This is a genomic window from Paenibacillus marinisediminis, from assembly GCF_054343325.1.
In genome coordinates this window covers 284,510-309,152 of the sequence record NZ_JBTGUH010000003.1, presented here as the reverse complement: position 1 = coordinate 309,152, position 24,643 = coordinate 284,510, and the positions used below count along the sequence as shown (strand labels likewise).

General features: G+C 51.6%; 18 protein-coding genes. 3 read left to right on the top strand and 15 right to left on the bottom strand.

Features of this window, described 5'->3' with window-relative positions; genetic code table 11:
* Positions 1 to 72 precede the first annotated feature (72 nt).
* Together addA and addB are read right to left on the bottom strand one after the other, a co-directional pair.
* The gene (gene addA, locus ACXX53_RS10715) at positions 73 to 4,161 is read right to left on the bottom strand and encodes a helicase-exonuclease AddAB subunit AddA (protein ID WP_458568637.1); all 4,089 of its coding nucleotides are present in this window, start codon (positions 4,159 to 4,161) and stop codon (positions 73 to 75) included.
* Complete coding sequence (gene addB / locus ACXX53_RS10710) at positions 4,145 to 7,681, bottom strand: helicase-exonuclease AddAB subunit AddB (RefSeq protein WP_458568636.1); 3,537 nt, start codon at positions 7,679 to 7,681, stop codon at positions 4,145 to 4,147. Before addB ends, addA begins: the two co-directional genes overlap by 17 nt.
* A 1,031-nt stretch (positions 7,682 to 8,712) precedes the next feature.
* On the opposite strand from addB, the gene ACXX53_RS10705 reads away from it, so the two are divergent.
* Positions 8,713 to 9,261 (top strand): SGNH/GDSL hydrolase family protein, encoded by a 549-nt coding sequence (locus ACXX53_RS10705; protein WP_458568635.1) that lies wholly within the window; start codon positions 8,713 to 8,715, stop codon positions 9,259 to 9,261.
* A gap of 76 nt (positions 9,262 to 9,337) precedes the next feature.
* Here ACXX53_RS10705 and ACXX53_RS10700 read toward each other — a convergent pair whose 3' ends face one another.
* Complete coding sequence (locus ACXX53_RS10700) at positions 9,338 to 10,729, bottom strand: class I SAM-dependent rRNA methyltransferase (RefSeq protein WP_458568634.1); 1,392 nt, start codon at positions 10,727 to 10,729, stop codon at positions 9,338 to 9,340.
* A gap of 198 nt (positions 10,730 to 10,927) precedes the next feature.
* Between ACXX53_RS10700 and ACXX53_RS10695 the strand changes: the two genes are divergently transcribed.
* Positions 10,928 to 11,893: a Na/Pi cotransporter family protein gene (locus ACXX53_RS10695; protein WP_458568633.1), complete on the top strand. Its 966-nt coding sequence runs from the start codon at positions 10,928 to 10,930 to the stop codon at positions 11,891 to 11,893.
* Here ACXX53_RS10695 and deoC read toward each other — a convergent pair.
* The 8 genes from deoC to ACXX53_RS10655 form a co-directional block, all read right to left on the bottom strand.
* Entirely contained in the window at positions 11,826 to 12,536 is a 711-nt protein-coding gene (gene deoC, locus ACXX53_RS10690) for a deoxyribose-phosphate aldolase (protein ID WP_458568632.1), read from the bottom strand. The genes ACXX53_RS10695 and deoC overlap by 68 nt on opposite strands.
* A gap of 6 nt (positions 12,537 to 12,542) precedes the next feature.
* Positions 12,543 to 12,980, bottom strand: a complete 438-nt coding sequence (locus ACXX53_RS10685) for an NUDIX hydrolase (RefSeq protein WP_458568631.1) — start codon at positions 12,978 to 12,980, stop codon at positions 12,543 to 12,545.
* 97 nt (positions 12,981 to 13,077) lie between these two features.
* The gene (mtaB, locus tag ACXX53_RS10680) at positions 13,078 to 14,424 is read right to left on the bottom strand and encodes a tRNA (N(6)-L-threonylcarbamoyladenosine(37)-C(2))-methylthiotransferase MtaB (RefSeq protein WP_458568630.1); all 1,347 of its coding nucleotides are present in this window, start codon (positions 14,422 to 14,424) and stop codon (positions 13,078 to 13,080) included.
* A gap of 4 nt (positions 14,425 to 14,428) precedes the next feature.
* On the bottom strand, positions 14,429 to 15,196 hold the full coding sequence (locus tag ACXX53_RS10675) for an RsmE family RNA methyltransferase (RefSeq protein WP_458568629.1): 768 nt from the start codon (positions 15,194 to 15,196) through the stop codon (positions 14,429 to 14,431).
* Between the two features lie 76 nt (positions 15,197 to 15,272).
* Complete coding sequence (locus tag ACXX53_RS10670) at positions 15,273 to 15,956, bottom strand: site-2 protease family protein (RefSeq protein ID WP_458568628.1); 684 nt, start codon at positions 15,954 to 15,956, stop codon at positions 15,273 to 15,275.
* A 17-nt stretch (positions 15,957 to 15,973) separates the two neighbouring features.
* Entirely contained in the window at positions 15,974 to 16,951 is a 978-nt protein-coding gene (gene prmA, locus ACXX53_RS10665) for a 50S ribosomal protein L11 methyltransferase (RefSeq protein ID WP_458568627.1), read from the bottom strand.
* A 171-nt stretch (positions 16,952 to 17,122) separates the two neighbouring features.
* Positions 17,123 to 17,326 carry a hypothetical protein gene (locus ACXX53_RS10660; protein WP_458568626.1) on the bottom strand — a complete coding sequence of 68 codons (204 nt, stop codon included), beginning with the start codon at positions 17,324 to 17,326 and terminating at the stop codon, positions 17,123 to 17,125.
* Complete coding sequence (locus tag ACXX53_RS10655) at positions 17,323 to 17,502, bottom strand: YfhD family protein (RefSeq protein ID WP_458568625.1); 180 nt, start codon at positions 17,500 to 17,502, stop codon at positions 17,323 to 17,325. The genes ACXX53_RS10660 and ACXX53_RS10655 overlap by 4 nt, the downstream gene beginning before the upstream one ends.
* A 183-nt stretch (positions 17,503 to 17,685) precedes the next feature.
* On the opposite strand from ACXX53_RS10655, the gene ACXX53_RS10650 reads away from it, so the two are divergent.
* Positions 17,686 to 19,224 (top strand): glycine betaine uptake BCCT transporter, encoded by a 1,539-nt coding sequence (locus tag ACXX53_RS10650; RefSeq protein WP_458568624.1) that lies wholly within the window; start codon positions 17,686 to 17,688, stop codon positions 19,222 to 19,224.
* A gap of 65 nt (positions 19,225 to 19,289) precedes the next feature.
* On the opposite strand, the gene dnaJ is transcribed toward ACXX53_RS10650, so the two are convergent.
* From dnaJ to ACXX53_RS10630, 4 genes are all read right to left on the bottom strand, one after another.
* Complete coding sequence (gene dnaJ / locus ACXX53_RS10645; RefSeq protein WP_458568623.1) at positions 19,290 to 20,417, bottom strand: molecular chaperone DnaJ; 1,128 nt, start codon at positions 20,415 to 20,417, stop codon at positions 19,290 to 19,292.
* Between the two features lie 88 nt (positions 20,418 to 20,505).
* Positions 20,506 to 22,338: a molecular chaperone DnaK gene (dnaK, locus tag ACXX53_RS10640; RefSeq protein WP_458568622.1), complete on the bottom strand. Its 1,833-nt coding sequence runs from the start codon at positions 22,336 to 22,338 to the stop codon at positions 20,506 to 20,508.
* Positions 22,339 to 22,411: 73 nt separating this feature from the next.
* Positions 22,412 to 22,978: a nucleotide exchange factor GrpE gene (grpE, locus tag ACXX53_RS10635; RefSeq protein ID WP_458568621.1), complete on the bottom strand. Its 567-nt coding sequence runs from the start codon at positions 22,976 to 22,978 to the stop codon at positions 22,412 to 22,414.
* A 68-nt stretch (positions 22,979 to 23,046) separates the two neighbouring features.
* Positions 23,047 to 24,609, bottom strand: coding sequence for a TCP-1/cpn60 chaperonin family protein (locus ACXX53_RS10630; protein ID WP_458568620.1), 1,563 nt, complete (start codon positions 24,607 to 24,609; stop codon positions 23,047 to 23,049).
* Between the last annotated feature and the right edge of the window lie 34 nt (positions 24,610 to 24,643).

The following is a 24,643-nucleotide window of genomic DNA, read 5'->3' as shown; positions in this document are numbered from 1 at the left end:
ACCCGCGAATTGTTCCGATCAGACTAATCTAATTACGCAACTCACATGTTTTCTGCCTAGAGCATTTAAATTCTATATCAACACCGTCGCTTCTCTGGAGTCGAAGAAATACAGCACCTTCTTGTCCACCTTGCGGCCGATAATCTGCTCAATCGCTCTCGCGTAGAAGTCCAACTGGAAATGATAATGCTCTGCCAGAGCCTCCGTTCCACCCCGATGCTTTAGCACCTTGTCCGTCTTATAATCCAGCAGAATCAACTCTCCGCCAGATTCAAACAAACAGTCAATAACACCCTGTACCAGTACAGTTTCATGCTCAAGTATCCCCGCTTCATCCTTCGCCGCAAATGTCGGCGTCGCCACATATCTCAACCGCTCCTCGCCATCTGGCAAAGCGCGGCTCATTTCAATCGAATACGCCTCGGCCGCCGTCAGACCGTAGCTGAACGGCAATTCTCGTTGAACGGAATCGGCTTGCAGCAGCTGCTGACCTACTGGATGCGTGAAGAAATTCATGATCGCTTCCACATCGATCGCCTCTGCCTGCGCCTCCGTTATAAGCTGACGCTCCAGCATATGAACTAGAGTATCCCGCACTATATCTACATTCAGACCTGCGTTCAGAGGCAGATGCTGCATGACCAGATGATACGCGGTTCCCCGTTCCGCTGGCGTAAGACGCTTGTCCTCCATGAACTTAGGTCTTCTCAAGTGCAGCGTATACCCCTCGCGATTAGATTCCCCTGTATCCTGGTTCAACTTCAAGTTCATATCAGCATCCGATTCCGATGGGTTGACCCACGAAACTGACACAGCATCTTCCTGCTGATACAGACGCTTCATCTCCGTTACCGATGTCTTAGCAGGCAGCATCTCCGCGATTCGATACGGGTTGCGCCACGACAGCCTTTTATCCAATTGTTCAGTGTACGCTGTAGACTCACCCTCATCGACTGCTTCAAGCCGCAGCAGATGCTGGAGTCTCTCCGCCTTTTCGCCGTGCATCTCCGGTACCTGATTGTCATCCAGACGAACCGACAGCACAGAGGCAGGCATTAAGCTTAACGTCCACTCCGCCGTTTCATCGAGCAATGCAGAGCCGTTCCGATCCGGCAAGCCCGCATACCGCCGCAGCGCGCCAGCAGCTGGATGCCTAATAACAGCAGGTCCGACCCAATCCAGATAGGAGCGAGCCCGCGCAATCATATAATCAGGCAGCAGAAGCTCTTCTAGATCGAGCGCCTCCCCCCAGTTATGAATTGCTTTCTCCGCATCGCCTACTGTTCCGACGAGAATCATTTTCTCCTTAGGACGTGTCACAGCTACATACAGCACCCGCAGCTCCTCCGCGAGCAGCTCCAGCCTCATCTGTCTGCGAATCGCCAGATTCGCTAGTGTCGGATACGTCACTCTTGCTTCTTCTTCAACATACCGCGGACCGAACCCAAGCTGCTTATGCATCAGAAACGGAGCTGTCAGATCCTGCTGGTTGAACTTCTTCGCTAGCCCCGCCACAAATACGACCGGAAACTCCAGTCCCTTACTCTTGTGTATGGTCATAATGCGTACTACATCTTCTTGTTCACCCAATGCGCGAGCGGTACCAAGATCGCCGCCAGTTTCTTGCATCCGGTCAATAAAGCGCAGGAACCGGAACAGCCCTCTTATCGAAGAGGACTCGTATTGTCGAGCTCGATCATACAATGCCCGCAGATTCGCCTGACGCTGCAAGCCTCCTGCCAAACCGCCGACCCACTCGTAATAGCCTGTTTCCCGATAAATGCTCCAGATCAAGTCTGACAGACTGCCTTGTCTGGCCTCGTTCCGCCATCGCTCCAAGTTGTCCAGAAAGGTGCTGATCTTGGATCGCGAATGCTCACTTAGGAGCTGATCTTCGCCTTCAATAGGGCTCATCACGTTCGTACCTGCAGCTGCCTCAAGCAGCGCATCATAATATGGCTTACTCTTATCAGCTAGTCGAATGACTGCCAGCTCTTCAGCCGTCAGGCCTACAACAGGCGATCGCAGCACACCCGCTAGCGGTATGTCCTGATACGGATTGTCAATGACTCGCAGCAAGGACACGACGACTTCAACCTCTGTTGCCTGAAAATATCCTGTACTAAACTCCGCATACGCCGGTATACCCTCCAAACGCAGCTCCTCCACCATTAGAGGCGCCCACGCTTGCGTGGCCCGCAGCAGGATTACGATATCGCGATAAGTAGCTGGCCGCATCTGCTTCAGCTTGCCATCGAATACAAGATATGGAGCCTCTCCATCATCGCCAAGTAATCTGCGAATGCGTGCCGCAATCGCTCTCGCCTCCAGACGGGCGGTTTCGAGCTCAACGGCATCGACCATATTGGAGTTCTCAGCCGACTCCTCCGATTCCTCGTCTGCTTCGGCTTCATTGGATGGTTCAGAGCCTTTACCTTTTTCAAGGAGGATGAGCTCTGTCGCCGCGCTCTGACGTACTCCATCACGTTCAGGCAGCTCTGGATAGTAAGCAGCACCGAATTGCAGCTCTGCTTCCCGGTCATATTCCAGCTCCGCGACTTTTTTATTCATCAGCTGTCGGAACAGCATATTAACCGCATCTACGACCTCAACTCGGCTGCGGAAGTTGCGTGCCAGATCCACCCGTATGCCTTGTTCTTTGGTTCGAGGCGAATAGGCGTAATATTTAGCCAAGAACAAACCAGGTTCAGCCAAACGGAATCGATATATACTCTGCTTCACGTCGCCTACCATGAATCGGTTGCCTCTGCCTTCTTTCGCAATTAGATCAACTATCGCTTCCTGCACCATATTCGTATCTTGGTATTCGTCCAGCAATATTTCCACGAACTGATCCTGGTACTGCAAGGCGGCATCAGAAGGGAGCGGATGTTCCGGACTCGATTCCGGATCGCGCAGAATGCGTAAGCAATAATGCTCTAGATCGGAGAAATCCAGCAATCCCTTGCTTCTCTTCGCTTGCTCGAAGAGCTCGCCAAATTCCTTCACAACGCCGACCAACGTCTCTATCACAGGCGCGATCTGATGCAATTCGAGTAGAAATTGCTCCGGCGCTCGCTGGAACAGATCATCCTTGAGCTGAGCGAATCTAGCTTTCGCTTGATCGCGCAGTCGCTTCGTCTGCTCCTGCATCGACTTATCGAATTGATCTCCGCGGCATGCCGGTAGTCTGCCGAAGCTAAGCTGTTCGAATACAGTGGACATCTCATGCCACGGCAGCGCCTGAGCCTGCTCTTGGATCGCTTTTGCCGCAAGCCATTCGGATTCGATCAGCTGCCCGTACGGCTCTGGTCCTCCGGGTGAAGTCGCAAGCTGCGCAGCCTGCCTCAACAGCTCTGCAACTCCAGACAGACCCAGCCTCGTATCCTGCATAATGCCTTCCGCCCATGGCGAGCGCGAGAGCTCCTCCACTGTGGATACTCGGAAAGCAGCAGACATCTGCTCCAGCCACAGCTCCGGCCATGGATGGCTTCGCGAAAAGTCATACAGCCGCTGAACGAGCTTGAATGCAGCCTCATCGTTCCGCTCGCCGCTAAACCAATCCACAAAACGGCGGAACGGCTCGTCCTCCTTGCCGTAGCGCTCCTCGAATATCCCCTCCAGCACGTCCTGGCGCATTACTTCGGTCTCCGTTTCATTTGCCACGCGGAACGCCGGATCTAAGCCGATCGTTTGAAAATGCCTTTGGATCACCTCTAAGCAGAAGGAGTGCAGCGTCGTAATCGATGCGCGGTTGAGCAGGGCGAGCTGACGCTCCAGATGCTCTGACTCCGGATTCCGCTCAAGCGCTTGTTCCAAGGCGATGCGAATCCGCTCTCGCATCTCTGCCGCAGCCGCCTTCGTGAACGTAGCAACTAGAAGCTGGTCCACATGAATGGGCTGCTGCTCATCGCTTATTTTGCGAATGATTCGTTCAACCAGAACCGCAGTCTTACCTGAGCCCGCCGCCGCGGCAACGAGCATATTGGCTCCGCCGTCAACGACAGCCCGCCATTGATCATCCGTCCACTTGGACCCTTCAGGCTTTGATGGAAGGGGTTGATCCTGGCTAACGCTATCCGCTTGTGTGGCAATGAGATCCGCTGCCTGTTCCCGCTCCGACAGGGGCTCGACTGCTATTGGATTATTGTGCTGTGTCATGTGAGTTCACTCCTTCCTGTATCTTGATCCATGCCTCATCCTTGCTAAGGCGCGGCAATTGATTGTATTGATTGCCTTCTATCAGCTCATCGAACTGACATACAGGCTTATAAGAACAGAAGTCACACGCCTTGCTCGTACCCATCCGATACGGTTCAATCCCAACATCACCGTTCGTGATGCGCGTGCCGATCTGTTGAATGACTTGACGCGCTGTCGTCCGCAGCGTATCCCACTGCTCCTTCGTCGCAACACTGGCGTTGCTGTAGAAGGTGCCGTCCTGCTTGACGGCAACAGGGAGAATGTCGGAGTACCCTTTTTCAAGCGGCGCGTCCATCTTGGCGACAGCTTCTCGGTCAGCCAGTACAAGCCCCTTCATCTTAAACTTCTTCAATAGCTGCTCTGCTGCCTGATCAGCAGGCATTCCGTTCGCAGCAGCTAGTAATGGATTATGCACATGGAAATACAGCGTCCCCGCAGGTAAAGCTTCTTGACCGATCCACTCCTCTGCATTGGACAGTAGTACATCAAGATAGGTGAGCATCTGCAGCGACAAGCCGTAATACACCTCATGCAGCTTCAGATCAGTCGCGCTCGATTTATAATCGATGACGCGCAGCAGAATGCCTTGATCGCCATCCGCGCAATCCACGCGGTCAATACGGCCGACAATCTCCATCGTGCAACCATTCTGCAGCGTAAAGCGCAGCGGTGGAAGCGGCTTGTCCGGCCCGAAGTCCATCTCGAGCGCAAGCGGCTCGAATTCCCCGCGCTTCGAATGCTCGCCGATAACTACCGCAGCTCGCTCCACGATCTGTTTAAGCTTGCGAGAGATGTGCTGATAGCGCTTCGTGCTAAGCAATATTTCACCCTGCAAGCGAGGAGCCAGCAGGTCGACGATACGGTCAGCTTCTGCTCGGCATTCCGCAGGTGTCAACGCTGCCCATGTACGACCGTCATCCTTGATATCAGTGGCGAAACGGCTTAAGGCCGCGTGGAACAGCTGTCCGATATCAGGCGCCTCCAGCCGATACATCTGGCGCTCCTTCAACTTCAGTCCGTGCGACGCAAAGTGTGAGAACGGACACGCCACGAAACGTTCCATCCGAGACACACTCGTTCGCAGATTGCGTCCATACAGCTTGCGGCTCGTCTCTGCATCCAAGCTCAGCACTTGGTTGCGATATTCCAGCGAGCCGATTAGCGTTCGCAATCGATCATGCCATACGGGCTGCCGTTGAAACCAATTGTATACGTCCCACCACAGCGGATCGATCTCCCGGCCGCGCTTCCATTCACGCAATTGCGCAATCAGATGCCGAAGCGCAGCTTCTGGATGGGCCACATATTCAAGCTGAAGCTCTGTATTCATAAATTCATTCGGCTCCGCCATGATCAGCTGCTCTTGAACATGCGGGAACATCGTACGCACCATGCGAACAACTTCGGACGGCAATAGAGATTTGCCTTCTTCATCCGCTAGCGCATAGCTGACCCATAGGCTCTGACTTGGAGCCGTTAAGGCATTATAGATTAAGAAGCGCTCGTCCAGCAGCTTGCGGCGAATGCCGGGAGCCATCTCGAGTCCCATATCCATTAGCGTATCGCGCTCGTTCTCTGTCAATACGCCATCCTCCAGCGGACGTGCTGGAATGACTCCGTCGTTAACACCTAACATGTAAAGATGCTGGATCTGACCCGAACGGGAGCGATCCATCGACGCAATCAGCACCTGATCCAGAGCAGCTGGAACAAGAGCGAGCTGGATACTTTCCAGACCGGTCTCCAGCATGCCTGCGAAGCGCTCCAGCGACATCGCTTCATCCCCAACCATTTCGACCATTTGATCCAATATGTCCATTAACGCGCCCCATATCTGACGATGCTCGCGCGCACGTTCTACCTGCCCGCTGAGCATCGCTTCAGCGCTCATCCGTTCCAGCTTGTCCGGCACCTGCAGCGACATCCAGAACTCGTATAAGCCCTCACACATGCCGCGAACATTAACTGCTCTAGATAATGCACTTTCCAATCCGCTAATTGGCTCAACAATTCGTCGTCTGCAGTCTTCTACCCATGCCGGAGCATGCTTGCGTCCAGTATCCTCATTCTCTGGCGCATCTGCTTCCAGCGATAAAGAAGGAATGTTCGGCCACGGTTTGCCATTCGTCCAGCGGTATCCTTCGATTCCGGTCGCAAGCACGATATTTTCCAGCTTATCGAAGTCCAGTCTCGTAACCGAACCATCCTCTGGAATAATAAACTCCGTCTTAACGAAGCGGAATACAGCGTCCGCCTTCCAGAATCCAAGCAGGATATCGAACGCAGCTCTAGTCATCTCCACAAATGGGTGATGCAGCACTCCACGCTTTTGATCCATAAAATGCGGTATACCCAGATCCGTAAACACGGTGCGAATAATATCGCCGTAATCCGCGATGTTGCGTACCATCACAGCCGAATCACGCCATCTTGCTTTACCGCTCTCCATCCGCCTCAGCATGTCGCGCGCGGCCGCCTCAACCTCCACACGTCGATTCACGGCGGCATGCAAAGTGATCGCGTTCTGTTGTTTCGGCTGCGCGGTAGCACCATTCCACACTTTGCGCCGCTCGTACCCTCGTTCCATATGACCAAGCAGCGGGGAGCTTATATAACGCGGCAGTTCCTGCTCTGCTTTAGGCTTCATTTTTATAATCTCGTGAACCGGAACTGATAACGTATCCGCCATCTCGCGCAGTTTAATAAACGTAGTTGCTGTCGGATGAAACAGATTGAGCTCATGAGGCTCATCTCCTTGCTCATATGCGCGATCCAATGTCAAGGCAACGTGGACTTCACGCGCATGTACCAGCAGCGCACCGATGACAGACAGCTCCTGCGGCGTAAAGCCGTGGAATCCATCAATCCAGATCTCTGCGTTGCGAATATACTCGGAGTGAACCATCTGCTCTGCCAGCCGCATCAGTACATCTTCGCCGTCAAGATAACGATCAGCGAGCTCAACTTCAAACTCCTGCATGACTCCCGTAATATCATGAAGCTTCGCTGTCAACAGCGAATGACTGCGCACGCCCTCCAGAAAGGACAACTGCTCGGCCACATCCGACGCTTGTATGCGATAGCGCTTCATCTCATCAAACAAGCTGTTCAGCTTGTCAATGAATCCGAACTGATCCGCAGCCCCCGCAAATAATGGCAGATCAGGTTTGCGACGCTGCAATATTTTGTACAGCAGCATCTTCTTGCCTTCCTCCGTGATCGGAGTCAATGCCGTTCCACCTGTCTCCTGCATAACACGGTAAGCCAAGCGGCGGAACCCCAGCACTTGTGTCCGCAGCATGCCGTCCAAGCCTTCGGAACGCACAAGCTCATGCTCGACTTGAAAGGTGCCCTGCTCGGGCATCAGCAATATAATCGGAGACCCGGTAGGCGCTTCCTGCATCTGACTGCGAATGCTGTCAAGTATATGGGCTGTCTTCCCGCTCCCTGAGCGGCCTATGATAAACGTCAATCCCATGACTTCTATATCTCCTCTCACTTTTCCCGCGATCCAAAACACTGTATATACACATCATATCCAGAACATTTACAGATCCATTGATCCAGTTCGATGCTTCATCATAACCTGCTTATCGTAAGCTCCATTATACCATGCCATTCACGAGAACACACGTTTGTAAAATGGTTGATTGTGTTATCTTGATTCTCTCTCGATTGCATGCTGCTGTCGCTTCCCCACCCGTGAGCAACCTCGACTCTGTAACTCGGTTTTTCCCCGTTATCTCACCTAATCTATGCGTTTCGCACGCTGTAACGGGGAAGAAACCTGTTTGCTCGCGCGAGCCTCCCCATTCGTGCATAGACTTGTCTCTGTAACTCGGTTTTTCCCCGTTATCGCACCTAACTTATGAGTTTCGCACGCTGTAACGGGGAAAAAGCCTGTTTGCTCGCTCTGGCCTACCCACTCGTGCGCAACCTCGTCTCTGTAACTCGGTTTTTCCCCGTTATCTCGCCTAACCTATGCGTTTCGCATGCTGTAACGGGGAAAAAACCTGTTAGCCCGCGCGAGCCTCCCCATTCGTGCATAGCCTTGTCTCTGTAACTCGGTTTTCCCCCGTTATCTCACCTCACCTATGCGTTTCGCACGCTGTAACGGGAAAAACCTGTTAGCCCGCGCGAGCCTCCCTGTCTCTGTGTAATGGCTTGTACAACTGGTACTGTACAATTAGATTCAAGCATTACATCGGCGTGGCTCATTTAGGAGCTGAGACGTCATTTAGCGATGAAAATACGGGTTGACCATTTATTGGAAGCTGTAGTATTCTTGCATGCAAGATCACACTCTCTATGGAATCAATCATGTTGCAGCCGATGCTATAGCTTTGGGATAAAGGGGGCACTCAAACATCAAAAACAATTAAACTTCCTTCCTGTTGATGAATCATCATGGTTACATTTCAGGGCAAGAATTCGCTTATATAGAAGTAAAGTCTAGCTATCGCATGCTTTATCTTACTGTTAAAAATCATTAGGAATGGAGTGACTTTGATGAAAAAGGTACTGCTACTCGGCGATTCCATACGGCTTGGCTACCAGCCTTACATTCAAGAAGGATTGAAAGGTGAAGCACAGGTATGGGGATCTCAGGATAACGGCCGCTATTCCAAATACACACTATGGGGTGTAAATCTGTGGATTAAAGAGTTTGGGATTCCTGATATCGTTCATTGGAACAACGGTCTATGGGATTTGCATCATGAGGCACCGATGGTCGAAGCCTTAACTTTGCTGGATGAATATTTAGAAAATTTAAAACGAATTATTAACGAACTGGAGCGAACTGGGGCTAAGATTATATTTGCCACTACCATTCCTGTACCACCTGATGCGACCGGCAGAAGCAATGCTGAAATAGACCGTTACAACGCTGCCGCAACTGCACTTATGCAATCAAAAAACATCGCCATTAACGATTTGAATCAATTGGTTCGAACGGATATGGAAGCTCATATCTGTGAAGATCGACTTCATCTGACGGAGCTAGGCTACAAACGATGCGCTGAACAAGCAATCGCCATGATCAGAACTTATCTATAGAAGCTTGGAATAGACATAAAGAGCAGCATTCAACGACAAACCCGCGTCGTAAACTGCTGCTCTTCATATCGAGTTATTATTTACTTCTTACTTCAAACACAGCAAACTTCAGATAGTGTCCTTCATCCACACCCGCAATCTGCGGATGATCCTTGCCTGCTGCGCGCCACTCGATCAGGCGCAGCACCTTGCCCGCATCCTGTGCAGCATCCAATATGGCTTCCATAAATTTATCCGGGCGCATATGGAACGAACAGCTTGCTGTCACTAGGTATCCACCTTCGTTAACGAGTTTCATCCCGTGCAAGTTAATATCCTTGTAGCCGCGATAAGCCCCTTCAACCGCGCTGCGTGTCTTTGCGAACGCAGGCGGATCGAGAATTACGACATCCCACGTACGTCCGCCGCCAGCCGTCAACGCCTTAGATGTATCGATCTTCTTCTTGCCTTTTCCTTCACCGCTGCCGTCTTCGCGCAGCACTTCAGCGCGCTCCGAACGCTCTTCCTGACCGCGCACCTGCTGACGCAAATAGTCAAACGCATCCGCCACAACGAATTCCACGCGATCTGTGAAGCCGTTCAATTCCACATTGCGCTTCGCACTCTGGATCGCATGATCAGAAATGTCGAGGCAGGTTACTTTTTTCGCGCCGTACTTGCAAGCATGCAAGGTGAAGCTTCCTGTATGAGCGAAGCACTCCAGCACCGTCGCGCCATCCCACCAAGGAAAGGTTACGGTCTTGCCGTTCGCGTTCATTGGCAGCTTCTCGATCACACCTGCTGCCGTCTCTACATCACGAAGCTGAATCCCGCTTCGAGCTCCCCAGCCCGTCATCAACGGCGCGATCGAAGCGCGATTCTCACGCTGATCGAAGAAATATCCCGTCTTCTGACCTTCTACAATATCGACTTCGATGAGAAGCTCGTTCTCTCTTACCTGAACATGACGCGGGCATTCACCGTACAGCACACCAGTGCGCTGCTCAAGACCTTCCCGCTCACGAATCGGCACATCGCTGCGCTCATAGATTCCCTTCGGCTGCATCACCTGCACGAGCGCCTCAACGATCGCTTCACGATGGACATCCATGCCGAGCGTGACGATCTGCACGACCAGCACATCGTCAAAACGATCTACTACTAGACCCGGCAAAAAGTCTGCTTCACCATAAACAAGACGATATGCGTTGGCACCGAGAAGGAATCGATTCCGATGCGCAAGACAGTCTTGAAATTTCTTAACAAAGAACTCCGTATTCATTTCAATATCCGGTTCATACGATACAACTCGAACCGTTATTTGAGATGCCGCGTTGTAGTAGCCTGTCGCGACGTACTTTCCTTTTTCATTCTGAACGTCCACGAGCGAGCCAGGCTCCGGCTCCCCGATAACACGTTCTATTTCTGACTGATATACCCATGGATGCGAACGCTCAATTCGCTTCTTGCGCGATTTGACGAGCACCACTGCAGGGCGCTGTGTATTGCTTTCGATAAGTTTCCCCTCCGCTCAGACTCCTGTCTGCACTCTGCCGAGCATGGCTTGTCATGGTTGTCCCATAGAGCGCATACATATGTAACAATATCTTTCCCAGTATACCTGCGTACCAGCGGTATATCTCAGCATCATATCTGTTCTTGAAGATATTTGGACAAGGAGCCTGCTATGTTTAAAGAACTGCTGCTGCCCATGTTGAGCGGCTTAACTCTATTTTTATTCGGCATGAAAACGATGGAATTTGCGCTGCACCTGTGGGCTGGTCCCTACCTTCAACGCGTGCTCCATCATTCCACCCGCACTCCGATTCGAGGCATGGTATTCAGCTCGATTATGACAGCTGCTATGCAGAGCAGCACAGCCATAACCGTCATCGCCATCGGACTCGTGAATGCCGGTCTCATGACCTTTCCACGAACGCTCGGCATCATCCTCGGAACTAACGTAGGAACAACGCTCACAACCGAGCTGATCGGGCTAAATATTAATCAATACGCCGTTCCATTGATGATTGTTGCCGCTGCCTTATGGATCTGGGGCGTCATCGCAGACGACATCGTCCCTAATCTGATTCCGCGCATACAGCATTGGTGGAAGCCGATGCAATATGCAGCTATTGCAATCGCCGGTTTCTCGTTCATCCTGCTCGGAATCGAGTGGATGAAGATGGTAAGCGAGCCGCTGCAAGCGCGCGGACTGTTCACCTGGTTCCTGGAGCGATCTCAAGTTAGCTTATTGTGGGCGCTCGCGGCAGGGATGGTCATTTCCGCCGTCGTCCACAGCAGTGCCGCTATCATCGCGCTCGCGATGGGACTGGCCGCTACCGGCGCGATGCCGGTTGAAGTCGGCATTGCCATCGTCATCGGCTCTAATGTAGGCACCTGTTTCACAGCGATCATCGCCTCCCTCGGAGGCTCTCGTAGCGGACAATTCGTTGCCTGGAGCCATGTTGCGCTTAACGTAGGCGGTGCCTTGATCTTCTATCCCCTGCTGCCGCAGCTTCATACGGTATCCTCTTGGATATCCAGCAATGAGGCGGCTCAGGTCGCCCACGCGCAAACGATCTTTAATATTGCGAGTTCTCTGCTGGCGCTCCCGCTGTGCTACCTCCCGGTGTGGAAGCGTGTCCGCTGACGATCTGTACGCCAGAGCTTGCTCCGATTCGGTTCGCGCCCGCTTTGATCATCGCCAGCACCGTTTCACGATCACGAACTCCGCCAGAGGCTTTAACCCCGATGGAAGGAGATACACTCGCGCGCATGAGACGAATGTGCTCAACCGTCGCTCCGCCTTTGCCGAAGCCGGTCGAAGTCTTCACGAAGTGCGCGCCAGCTGCTTCAGACAAGCGGCAAGCTGTTACGATCTGCTCATCTGTCAGCATGCCGGATTCTAGAATGACTTTAACAATTGCTTTGCCTTGCACCATGTTAACAACTGCACGAATGTCGTCTTCCACCAGCTTGTGATCTCCAGCCATCAATGGACCAATTTGCAGTACCATATCAATCTCTTCCGCACCGTCTTCGACAGCACGCGCAGCTTCAAACGCTTTCGATTGAGTTGAATTCGCCCCCAGCGGGAAGCCGACTACAACAGCGATCTTAACGTCTGATCCTTTGAGCAGTTCTGCACATGTTCGGACCCACACACCATTTACACATACGCTATAAAATTGATGCTCAATCGCTTCCTTGCACAATTGCTCAATCTGCGCCCGATTCGCATCTGCCTTCAACAAGGTATGGTCGATATAAGAAGCTACTGCCTTCGGTTCCATCGTTGATCATCCCTTCACATTCAATTGTAATCGTTCGAATGCTTGTCGAACGATGCTATCATTGTTATCATACCCGAATTCCGTCTGTTGTTTCCATGCTTCTTCCGGCGTGAACCAGCTTACACCGCGTATTTCTTCAACCTGCGCCTGCAGATCGCCGCCCTCAGCTTCTACCAGATAGTAGTGAACCTCTTTATCTACTGTGCCGTATTCAGGATGTACATACTCATACCGAATGACATCGATCGGCGCGATAATGCGGCCGCGAATGCCTGTTTCTTCTACGATCTCACGGAGCGCCGTCTCCTCCACAGTCTCTCCTGCTTCCATCTTACCTTTTGCAAGCGACACTTTGCCGTAACGATCCTGAATCAACTGAATCTCGACAGCACCTTCTCTTTCACGATAAACGACACCACCTGCTGATATTTCCTTCCGATTCATTCCGAATACCTCCTATCATTGATATGTATATCGTAACCGAACAGAAAGAGGATTTCATCAAGTCTCTCACAAGACAGCTGAAATCCTCCCCTTATGATTACATATTAACAGCTTGGTCCATGCTCGAATCGAGAACACGCACAAGTACGCCGCGATTCTCATTAACGCCTGCCTCGGTTATCTTCACGCGGCACAGCTTGCCGACCAGCGACTCGTCGCCTTCAAACATGACCTGCAAATAGTTGTCGGAGTGTCCCATTACATAGCCGGCTGGCAATGTTCCCTTGGAATTGCGTTCTGGAATGACATCCAGCACTTCTCCTACAAAATGCTTCGCATAAGCGAGCTGCATCGTTTCGGAAAGCTCAATCAGCTCCTGAACATGCGCATGCTTCAGATCTTCATCTACCTGATCTTCCATACGTGCTGCAGGTGTACCTGTACGCTTCGAATATGGGAATACGTGCATTTCAGAGAAGCCGACACGTTTCATATACTCATAGCTCTCGCGGAACAACTCTTCCGTTTCACCTGGGAATCCGACGATAACATCAGTCGTAATCGCCACATCCGGCATCGCTTCACGAATGCGCGCCAATTTCTCTGCAAATTCTGCAGTCGTATACTTGCGGCGCATCCGCTTCAGCACTTCATCCGTCCCCGCTTGCAGCGGAATATGAAGATGGCGGCACATCTTCGAAGACTTGTTCAGCACCTCGATCATGCGGTCGTCAATCTGGCTTGCTTCAATCGAGCTGATACGAACGCGCTCCAAACCTTCAATCTTGTCGAGATCCCAGAGAAGATCCGTCAAATCATAATTCTCGAGATCATCTCCGTATCCGCCAGTGTGAATACCAGTCAAGACGATCTCCTTGTAGCCAGCAGCGACTAATTGTCGCGCCTGCTTAAGGACGCTCTCCGGTTCACGGCTGCGAGACAAGCCGCGCGACCAAGGGATGATGCAGAAGGTGCAGAAGTTGTTGCAGCCTTCTTGAATCTTCAGGAACGCACGCGTATGCTCCGCAAAATCTGGTACATCCAGCTCTTCAAACGCACGCGTCTTCATAATGTTGCGCACGGCATTAATCGGTTGACGTTCAGCTTGAAGCTGTACGACATATTCCATAAGCTTATCGCGATCCTGAGTGCCAATTACGAGATCGACACCTGGAATGTCCATAATCTCAGCTGGAGAAGTTTGAGCGTAGCAGCCAGTAACCGCGACGATCGCGTCAGGATTGCGTCGCACTGCACGGCGAATGATCTGTCGGCTCTTCTTATCTCCTGTATTGGTAACCGTACATGTATTGATGACATATACGTCCGCTGTTTGTTCAAAGTCGACCTGCTCATAGCCAGATTGCTTGAACAACTGCCACATGGCTTCTGTATCAACGAAGTTAACTTTACAACCTAATGTATAAAATGCTACTGATGGCATTTGTTCACACTCCCCCCATTTCTCCAGATTCGTACAGCAAGCAAGCGAGTGCCAGCATGCCTGCTGTTTCGGCACGGAGAATGCGTCGACCGAGGCCAACGCATATTGCGCCTGCTGCTGTTATTTCTTCTACCTCGCGCGGTGCGAACCCTCCCTCCGGTCCAACGACGATCAGCACGCGGCAATCACGCGCTTCTGCCTTGCGTTCAGCGACGAACGGCGCCGCCACATCGCGCAGCATCGTCCCTCGCTCATCCTCATAGCAGAACAGCACTAGATCGAACTGCGCAGTTTCTTGCAGCAGCTGCTTCCAGCTCATGCAAGCATCGATAACAGGTACGCGATTGCGGTGCGACTGCTCAGCCGCTTCCTTCGCGATCTTGCTCCAACGCTCAATACGCTTGGCTTCCTTCTTCGCATCGTACTGCACGACTGTTCGTTCAGAGATGAACGGAATGAAGCCAGCCGCTCCAATCTCTGTGCATTTCTGAATAATAAGCTCCATCTTATCGCCCTTCGGCAAGCTCTGGGCAATGACGACATGATAGGCAGGCTCTCGGTCCCATGCCTTTATTTCGACGATTCGCGCTTTGACCATCTGATCCTCGAAGGAATCCAATTCTACCAGCGCTTCGCGCGTTTCCCCATCACTGACGAGAAACTTCTCGCCCGGCTTGGCGCGCATCACATTTTTCAAATGATGGGCATCTTGTCCCGTTATCTCAATCCCATGCTCTCCGAACTGCTCGGGAGCAACAAAGTATTTTTGCATCGTAATCAACATTCCTCATCATACACGTTTTGCGCTGCTATCGCTACCATTGACATCTTTTTTCCAATTATAATTATTATCCACCGACCAAGAAATAAGCAGCCTTGCTGAAATTCATGTAGATCGGTTGTATAAGACTGAACAGCGGATCAAGCGTAACACTACGTAATGGCGGTATAAACACAATTAACATAAAGATGAAAATAGACCATTGCTCAAACTGTGCCAGCTTAGCTCGAATGCGGCGCGGCGCCAAGTCTTCGATAATACGATAACCATCCAGCGGCGGCAGCGGAATTAAGTTAAACAGAAACAGCAAGATATTGTATGAGATAAAGTAAGTAAAGAATATATCCAACGCTTGCATCGGTCGGGTCATGGCAGTGAAGTCAATCCAGCCAAACTTCAAACAGATATGAAGCAGCAGCACCCCAAAAAAGGCCATCACCAGATTGCTAAGCGGTCCTGCCGCCGATACGACGATACTCATCCAACGCTCGTTCTTGAAATTCGAGCGATTCACAGGAACAGGCTTGGCCCAACCGAACCCTGCGATCACGAACAAGAGCGTACCGAATACATCCAGATGCTTCGCCGGATTCAACGTCACGCGCCCGAGCATCTTCGCTGTCGGATCGCCAAACTTCCAAGCGAAGAAGGCATGTGCGAACTCATGCACCGTAAACGAGATCATAAGAACAAGCAGCAAGAAAGGGAGCGTTTCTAAGGGGACGGCCAAAAAGCGATCCAAATTATCCATAATGTCAACCCCTCCTATTATGGTTTACGAGCAATGAATGCTACCCAATTCTCTTCGCGCAGCGTCTCTTCCATGATGAAGCCATGCTCCACCAGAGCATCATGCACAAGCTGTTCTTTGTTGTTGTAGATTCCAGACGTAATATAAACACCGCCCGATTGGAGCGCAGCGTAGACATCATCAATGAACAGAACGATAATCTCCGCTAAGATGTTAGCTACCACGATCTTTACAGGCAACTGCACGCCAAGTCCAGCTTCTGCGCTGTTCTCGCTAGTGTTCAAGATATGCAATAGATCGCCCTCGTGAACGGTTATCGAATCTTTCAATTGGTTTAACTCGACGTTAGTAGAAGCACTTGCTACAGCTACTGGATCGAGATCAATCGCTAATACATGGCGAGCGCCGAGAAGCATAGATCCAATCGCGAGCACGCCTGAGCCTGTACCTACGTCGATGACGTCCTCTCCGCCTTGAATAACGGATTCCAACGCCTTTAAGCATAAGGAGGTCGTTGGATGGGTTCCGGTTCCGAACGCCATGCCTGGATCGATCTCAATGATGCGCTCATCCTCGGATTGCGCCGTATACGATTCCCATGTCGGTTTAATCGTCAAACGATCCGTAATGCGCATCGGCTTAAAATACTGCTTCCATGCAGATGACCAGTCGTCCTCGTTCACCGTACGCCAGCTCAATCTGCCTTCGCCTGGATCAATATCATAGGTGCGAAGCTCCTCTATACGCTCCTTGATCTCGGCCTCGATCGCTGCTAGATCGGAGCCGTCTGAGAAGTAGCCCTGCATCACTGCATGACCTTCCGGGATATCATTTAGAGGCGCATCGTATAATTCTCCATATGTCGTATCACGCTGTTTATTCAGCGTACCTGATTCTTCAATACTCACACCGCCGGCTCCCGCTTCAAGGAGAAAGTTAGAGATCATCTCCGTCGCTTCTTCCGTCGTATGTATCGTTAATTCATGCCAATGCACGTGTGCATCCCCCTTCATCACTATAACCTATTCTCTGTGACGCCTCTAGACGCAGACGTACCCACATCCTTACTATTGTACACAAAAAACAAACTCCTTACAACGACAGGAGTTGGCATACCTAGCCTCCATCCAGCCGTGCAATGAGTTTGTACTGTACAAGCTTATCTGCTACCACTGTCCAGTATGTTCCGTAATGATAGCCTGCGCTATCGGCAGCATTCCAGCAGGTACATCTGCATGCAGAATATAGCCACTCGCAGAAGCCCCTGTGTCTTCCGTCATCTCTACATGCGGAATCCGCAAGGCCTGCAGCTTTCTCTCGCAAGTCCTCGCTTCGTCAACGCCCGCAAATCTCGCTTCGAAGTAACTCATTTCTGCTCCGCGCGCGCATCCGCCGACTCTGCACGTTTCAATGCGATCAGGTCTTCCGCGTCAGCAAGCTCTGGTGAAAACTCAACATCTTCCGCTTTCCCAATAGGCAATCGCCCCGCCGCCGGCTGGCCCTTCAAACCTGCTTGTGATGGAAGATCTTGTTTTGGTCTGTTCATCGCTTAAGAATACCTCCTTCATGTATGTTCTGAGTTACTTTGTGTTGTTCTGTTCTTTTTATTCTTAACTATAGGGTTGTCCTCAATCATCACGAATACTTGCTGCATACTCCAAGGTTTTGCCTACGAGCGGAAAGGGAATACTTCTTGTATTCGTCAAATAGATGCTGGAAGGGGATCACTATGGTTTTTATCATATCGACTATCATCATACTAGGCTTCGTAATCTGGGGATTTCTAGCGCCTCAAGGCTTAGCTGACGCTGCAGCTAATGCGCTTGCCTTTACAGCTAGTCGCTTCGGCTGGTTCTATCTCATTACTGCGTTGATCGTGCTGGTCTATATGCTATATCTCGCATTCAGCAAATATGGGTCAATTCGGTTAGGAGATGACGATGACGATCCAGAATATTCGAATGTATCTTGGTTTGCCATGCTATTTAGTGCGGGAATGGGAATAGGGCTCGTCTTCTGGGGAGTTGCTGAACCGATAAGCCATTTTATGAATCCGCCTGAAGCTGAGCCCTTCACCGTCGAAGCGGCGCGAACTGCTATGCGCTACTCCTTTTTTCATTGGGGACTGCATCCTTGGGGCATATATTCGCTCGTTTCACTGGCACTCGCCTATTTTACATTCCGCAAAGGCTATAGAGGATTGATAAGCTCAACCTTCCAGCCGCTGCTCGGCGACCGTATCAACGGACCCATTGGCAAAATGATCGACATATTAGCCGTTATCGCAACAGCCTTCGGAGTAGCTACTTCACTTGGTCTCGGAGCGATGCAGATCAATGGCGGACTAACGTATGTATTCGGCATTCCGAGCAATATAGTGGTTCAGCTCTGCATTATAACCGTAGTAACTATCCTGTTCCTGATATCCTCTATATCAGGATTGGACAAAGGGATTCGGCTCCTGTCCAATATCAATCTTATCATTGCCGTTGGATTGCTGCTCATCACGCTGCTGTTAGGCCCAACCTCGTTCATTTTTGATATGTTCACAACTACGCTTGGAACGTACCTGCAAGAGATTATACAGATGAGCTTGCGCCTGACTCCCTTTGCCGATGATCTATGGATCGCGCAGTGGACCCTGTTCTATTGGGCATGGTGGATCGCATGGGCTCCATTCGTCGGCTCCTTCATTGCACGCGTGTCTCGCGGACGAACGATTAAGGAATTCATACTCGGAACACTGCTGCTGCCGAGCGGCTTTAGCTTCGTATGGTTCGCTGTATTCGGCTCCACAGCGCTATATCTGGAGGTATTTCAGAAGGTCCCTATCGTAGAAGCTGTCAAGCGCGATCTGACATCTGCTTTATTCGTTACACTAGAGCAGCTGCCGGCTGGTACGATGCTTTCGATTCTCGCGATTGCTCTGATCGTCACCTTCTTTATAACATCCGCTGATTCAGCCACCTTCGTGCTCGGCATGATGTCCTCACAAGGCAATCCGAATCCAAGCACGGCGATTAAGCTGACATGGGGCATCTTTACATCCCTAATCGCTTCCGTACTATTACTGAGCGGCGGCCTTGATGCATTGCAGACCGCATCGATTATGACTGCGCTGCCGTTCGCTGTCATCCTGCTCTGCATGATTGTCTCGCTCTCCCGTGCGCTGCGGGAAGAAGATCGAGAACGACGCAAGAAGGAGAAGATACGTCGCAAGCAGCTGGAGCGATTATTGCTGGAACGCGAAGATCAACAACAGATGTGAGGCGTTATATGAGAAAGAGGAAGTCCTACGTCATAAACATGACAGTAGAACTTCCTCTTATCTTGTTATTCGCCTCGGAAAGCACGCTTCATGCGTTCAAAGAAAGATTGCTCATGAGCGCCATTCGTTGCTTCGCCGCCAAGAGCCGCATATTGACGCAGCGCTTCCTTCTGCTCTTCGTTCAGCTTAGTCGGTGTAACGACGATAACCTTAACATGTTGATCGCCATAGCCATTGCCGCGCAGATGAGGAACACCCTTGCCGCGCAAGCGGAATTGCGTACCTGTCTGCGTGCCTGCAGGAATCTTCAGCTTCACTTTATCGTGCAGCGTCGGAATTTCCAGCTCATCACCAAGCGCAGCTTGAGCAAAGGTTAGCGGCACCTCGCAATAGATATCATCATCTTCGCGTTGGAAGAATTCATGCGGCTTCACTCGAATAACAATATATAAATCGCCAGCAGGACCTCCACGCTGACCGCTTTCGCCTTCACCGTTCATCCGCAATTGTGCGCCGTCGAATGCGCCTGCAGGAATCTTAACATGAATCTTGCGGTTCTTCTTCACAGTACCTGAGCCGTGACATGTGCCGCACTTTTCACGAATAATCTTCCCTTTACCTTGACAAGTCGAACAAGCGCGTCGATTGACCATACGTCCAAATGGCGTATTTTGCTCAACCTGCTGTTGACCGCTGCCATGACAAGTTGAACATGTCTCCGGCTTCGTACCTGGCTTAGCACCGCTGCCGAAGCAAGTATCGCACTGTTCCGTACGCGGAATCGTGATGTCCTTCTCGACACCGAACGCCGCTTCCTTGAATTCGACCGACATCGTATACTGCAGATCTCCTCCGCGCTGCGGAGCGTTCGGATCGCGACGGCCGCCGCCACCACCGCCGAAGAACATATCGAATATATCTCCGAATCCGCCGAAGTCGCCGGAGAATCCGCCGCCTCCCATACCTTGATTCGGATCCACGTGGCCGTATTGGTCATACATCGCACGCTTCTGACCATCGCTTAGGACGTCATAAGCTTCTTTTACTTCTTTAAATTTATCTTCAGCATCCGCAGCTTTATTGACATCCGGATGATATTGGCGAGCAAGCTTACGATACGCTTTCTTGATCTCATCATCGTTCGCGCTCTTGCCTACGCCAAGCACTTCATAATAATCGCGCTTATCTGCCACTGTTCCACCTCTCTCTCCATATCTCTATGCCAGACAAAAGGAAAGTCAAAGCCGAGTATGATCCCGGCTTTGACTATTACGGCGACGCTTATTTCTTATCTTCGTCTACGACTTCGTAGTCCGCGTCAACCACATTGTCTTTCTTAGGCGCGCCTTCAGCTGCGCCTTGCTCTGCTTGTTGTGCTTGAGCAGCCTGCTCATACAGCTTTACGGACAGCTGCTGAACAACTTCCATCAGCTCGTCAGTTGCCGCTTTAATCTCGTCAACATTATCGCCTTCAAGCGCTTTTTTCACTTTTTCTTTAGCTGCATTAGCCTTTTCAACTTCTGCCGCATCAGCCTTGTCTCCAAGATCCTTCAGCGTCTTCTCCGTTGTATATATCATTTGGTCGGCGCTGTTCTTCACTTCGACCATTTCTTTACGTTTGTTGTCTTCTTCCGCATGCAGCTCAGCTTCCTTCATCATGCGGTCGATTTCTTCATCCGTCAAACCGGAGGAAGAAGTGATTGTGATGTTCTGGCTCTTGCCTGTTCCTTTATCAAGAGCAGAAACCTTAACGATACCGTTCGCGTCAATATCGAAGGATACTTCGATTTGCGGTACACCGCGTGGAGCCGGTGGAATGTCGGACAGGATAAAGCGGCCAAGCGTTTTGTTGCCGGAAGCCATCGAACGCTCACCCTGCAGGACGTGGATTTCTACGCTAGTTTGGCTGTCCGCGTATGTCGAGAACACTTGTGATTTCTGTGTAGGAATCGTAGTGTTGCGTTCGATCATCTTCGTGAATACACCGCCTGCTGTCTCGATACCGAGGGAAAGAGGTGTAACATCAAGAAGAACGACGTCTTTCACATCACCAGTCAAGACACCTGCTTGAACAGCAGCGCCAAGCGCTACAACTTCGTCAGGGTTAACACCTTTATATGGATCTTTACCAGTCAGCTTCTTGATTGCTTCTTGAACAGCCGGAATACGAGTGGATCCGCCGACAAGGACGATCTTATCGATTTCAGATGGTGTTAAGCCAGCATCCTGCATCGCTTGACGAGTTGGTCCAAGCGTGCGTTCAACCAAATGATGAGTAAGCTCGTCAAATTTAGCTCGAGTCAAGTTCATTTCCAAGTGCTGAGGTACGCCGTCTACTACAGTAATGAACGGAAGGCTGATTGTTGCCGTCAATACGCCGGACAATTCTTTCTTCGCCTTCTCTGCAGCATCCTTCAGACGTTGTACAGCAGCTTTATCTTTGCTCAGGTCAATGCCGTTCTCTTTCTTGAACTCTTGAACCAAGTATTCCATAACCACATCGTCAAAGTCGTCGCCGCCAAGACGGTTGTCGCCGCTTGTCGCTTTAACTTCGAAGAAGCCGTCGCCAAGCTCAAGAATGGATACGTCGAATGTACCGCCGCCCAAGTCATATACGAGGATCGTGTGGTCTTCACCTTTGTCAGCGCCGTAAGCCAACGCTGCCGCAGTTGGTTCGTTCACGATACGCAGCACTTCAAGACCAGCAATCTTACCAGCATCTTTAGTCGCTTGGCGTTGGGAGTCGTTGAAGTAAGCAGGAACGGTAATAACCGCTTGCGTTACCGGTTGTCCCAAGTACGCCTCCGCATCGGACTTCAACTTTTGAAGAATCATGGCAGAAATCTCTTGTGGAGAATACGCCTTGCCTTCAATAGTTTCCGTATGGCCAGTACCCATATGACGCTTGATAGAGCTGATCGTACGATCAGGGTTCGTGATCGCTTGACGCTTCGCTGTTTCACCGACGATGCGTTCACCGTCTTTCTTGAAGCCTACAACGGATGGAGTTGTACGCGCACCCTCTGGGTTAGGAATAACGACCGCTTCGCCGCCTTCCATAACTGCAACGCAAGAGTTAGTTGTACCTAAGTCAATACCAATTACTTTGCTCATGAAACTAGAGCCTCCTTAATTATTTAACATGTTATATGTTAGGGTTAGATTCTCAATCGGTTATGCTTGCTTATTACATACTTACTTTAACCATAGCTGGACGCAGAACTCGGTCCTTCAACATATAACCCTTCTGCACTTCCTCTACTACGAAGCCTTCTTCATACTCATCAGATTCCACCTGCATAATCGCTTGGTGAAACTCTGGGTTAAACGGCTGACCGACAGCGTTCATCGCGGTCACACCTTCTTGCTCCAATACTTGCTGGAACTGGCGATATATCATATCGACACCCTTGGCAAATGACCCTTGATCGCCTTCCGCCACGTCTGCCGCTAATGCGCGTTCTAAGTTATCCAGCACGGGTACCAGCTCGGTTACAAGCTTCGTGGATGCATACTTCGCGAGATCTTCCTTCTCCTTCATCGTGCGGCGACGGTAATTGTCAAAGTCCGCTTGCACGCGCAAATAGCGTTGGTAGTTCTCATCGGCCAATGCTTTTGCAGCATCGAGTTCGGCTCCAGCAGCATCAACTTGTGCTTCTCCAGCTGGTTGATCGTCTGTGATCACTTCTTCCATGATTGGAGTTTCTTCATTCACAGCTTCGTTGGACTGGATATCTTGTTGTTCTGATTTCAAACTTCTTCACCTCCCCTAAATAGTTAACAATCATTGCGATCTATATGAATAGATGCTTTCTTACATCTTCATACATCTTCTCTCATCTTGATCACGGTGTGGATGCGAAGCACAGCCGCAGCCACTTCTCCCGCGGCGGCCAAGGCATGCAGCTTGACTGGCGCCGGATCCATGATGCCGGCATTCCGCATATCCATTAAGCCGCCGCTGTCGCAATTGATGCCGATCGAGCTTGAGCTCGACTGGATCATGGCAGAACGCGCTTCCTCGAGCTTCTCGAGCGGGTTGAAGCCGGCGTTCAGCACCATCTGCGCCATCGGCTTGCGCAGCGCTTCGGCCACCGCCGCGATGCCGAACGCCTCCATGCCGCGTACCGTATCGCGCACGCGCTCGAGCGCGTACGATACGGCGAGCTCGGCGGAGCCGCCGCCCGGCAGCACGCCGCCGCGAATGGCGGCTTGCATCGCTGCCGCCGCGTCGCCCGCGATGCGCGCGCGCTCGCCGACGACTTCGCGCGTGCTGGCCCCAACAAGCAGGGTCACCTGCTTGTTGGGGTTGCCGCGCTGCGCGGAGTCGCTCGCGCACGGCGGCGCGTACAGCCGCACGCGCTCGAGGCGCTCGTCGTAGCGCACGCCGGCGGCGCTGCCGAGCATCTCGGCGAGCGCAGCGGGCGGCTTCGCCAGCGCCGCGCGCTTGAGCGGCCGCGCGCCTGTCATGCGCGCCACGCGCTTAACGTCCTCGCGGCTCACTCGCTGTACGACCATCATATCATGGTCGAGACAGAATTGTTCCGCATCGGGATGTATGCCGCGCTCCAGCACGATCAAGCCGACGTTCAGCTCCTTCAGCACATCCAAATGGCCGATGAAGCTCTCACGCAACATCATATAGCGCTGGAAGCCCGCTTCCGTCGTTAGAATCTGCTCATCCAATTGCTCTGGCTCCAGTGCATCCTGGAGTACGAGCACGCGGCAGCTTCCGCGTTCAGACAGCCACTCGCGATGCAGCGGCATCTGCTTAAGCAGCAGTCCTTCGAACCATTCGTTGCTCGCCTTCTCATGAGCAACGATAGATTCCGCAAATCGATAGCTTGGATCCAGCATACGAGCCCAACCCACCGCGCGTCCAGCTTCAAGCACAAGCTGCACGATATCAATCTGTTCTCTGCCAGCTATATGTACAACTTGACGCAACCGCGGGTCGTCCCAGCCTTCCAGCTGCTCGGCCCGCTCCTGCAGTCTAGCTCTCGCCTCATCTACGCCTTGCATAATGCCCGCAACTACCTTAGCAGCTGGCACGCCGCGCAGCACCTGATCCAACCCGGCTTGTACTAGCGCACCAGCTATTACAGTGGCGGTCGTCGTTCCATCGCCAATCTCTTGCTGCTGCGCTCGCGCCACTTGAATGACAAGCCGCGCGATGGGATGACTGACGTCCATCATATCCAAGATCGTCACGCCGTCATTCGTAATCACGACGTCGCCCTGCGGTCCTACCAGCATCACATCAAGACCCTTCGGCCCTAAGGTGCCTTCCACCGCGGAGCAGAGCGCGCGCACCGCTTGCGCATTATTCTGGAGCGTCGCAAACCGCTCATCGCTTTCTTGCCAACTATTCGCACCTTGAGACATGGCGACGCCCCTCCTTTATCAGAACATAGCCTTT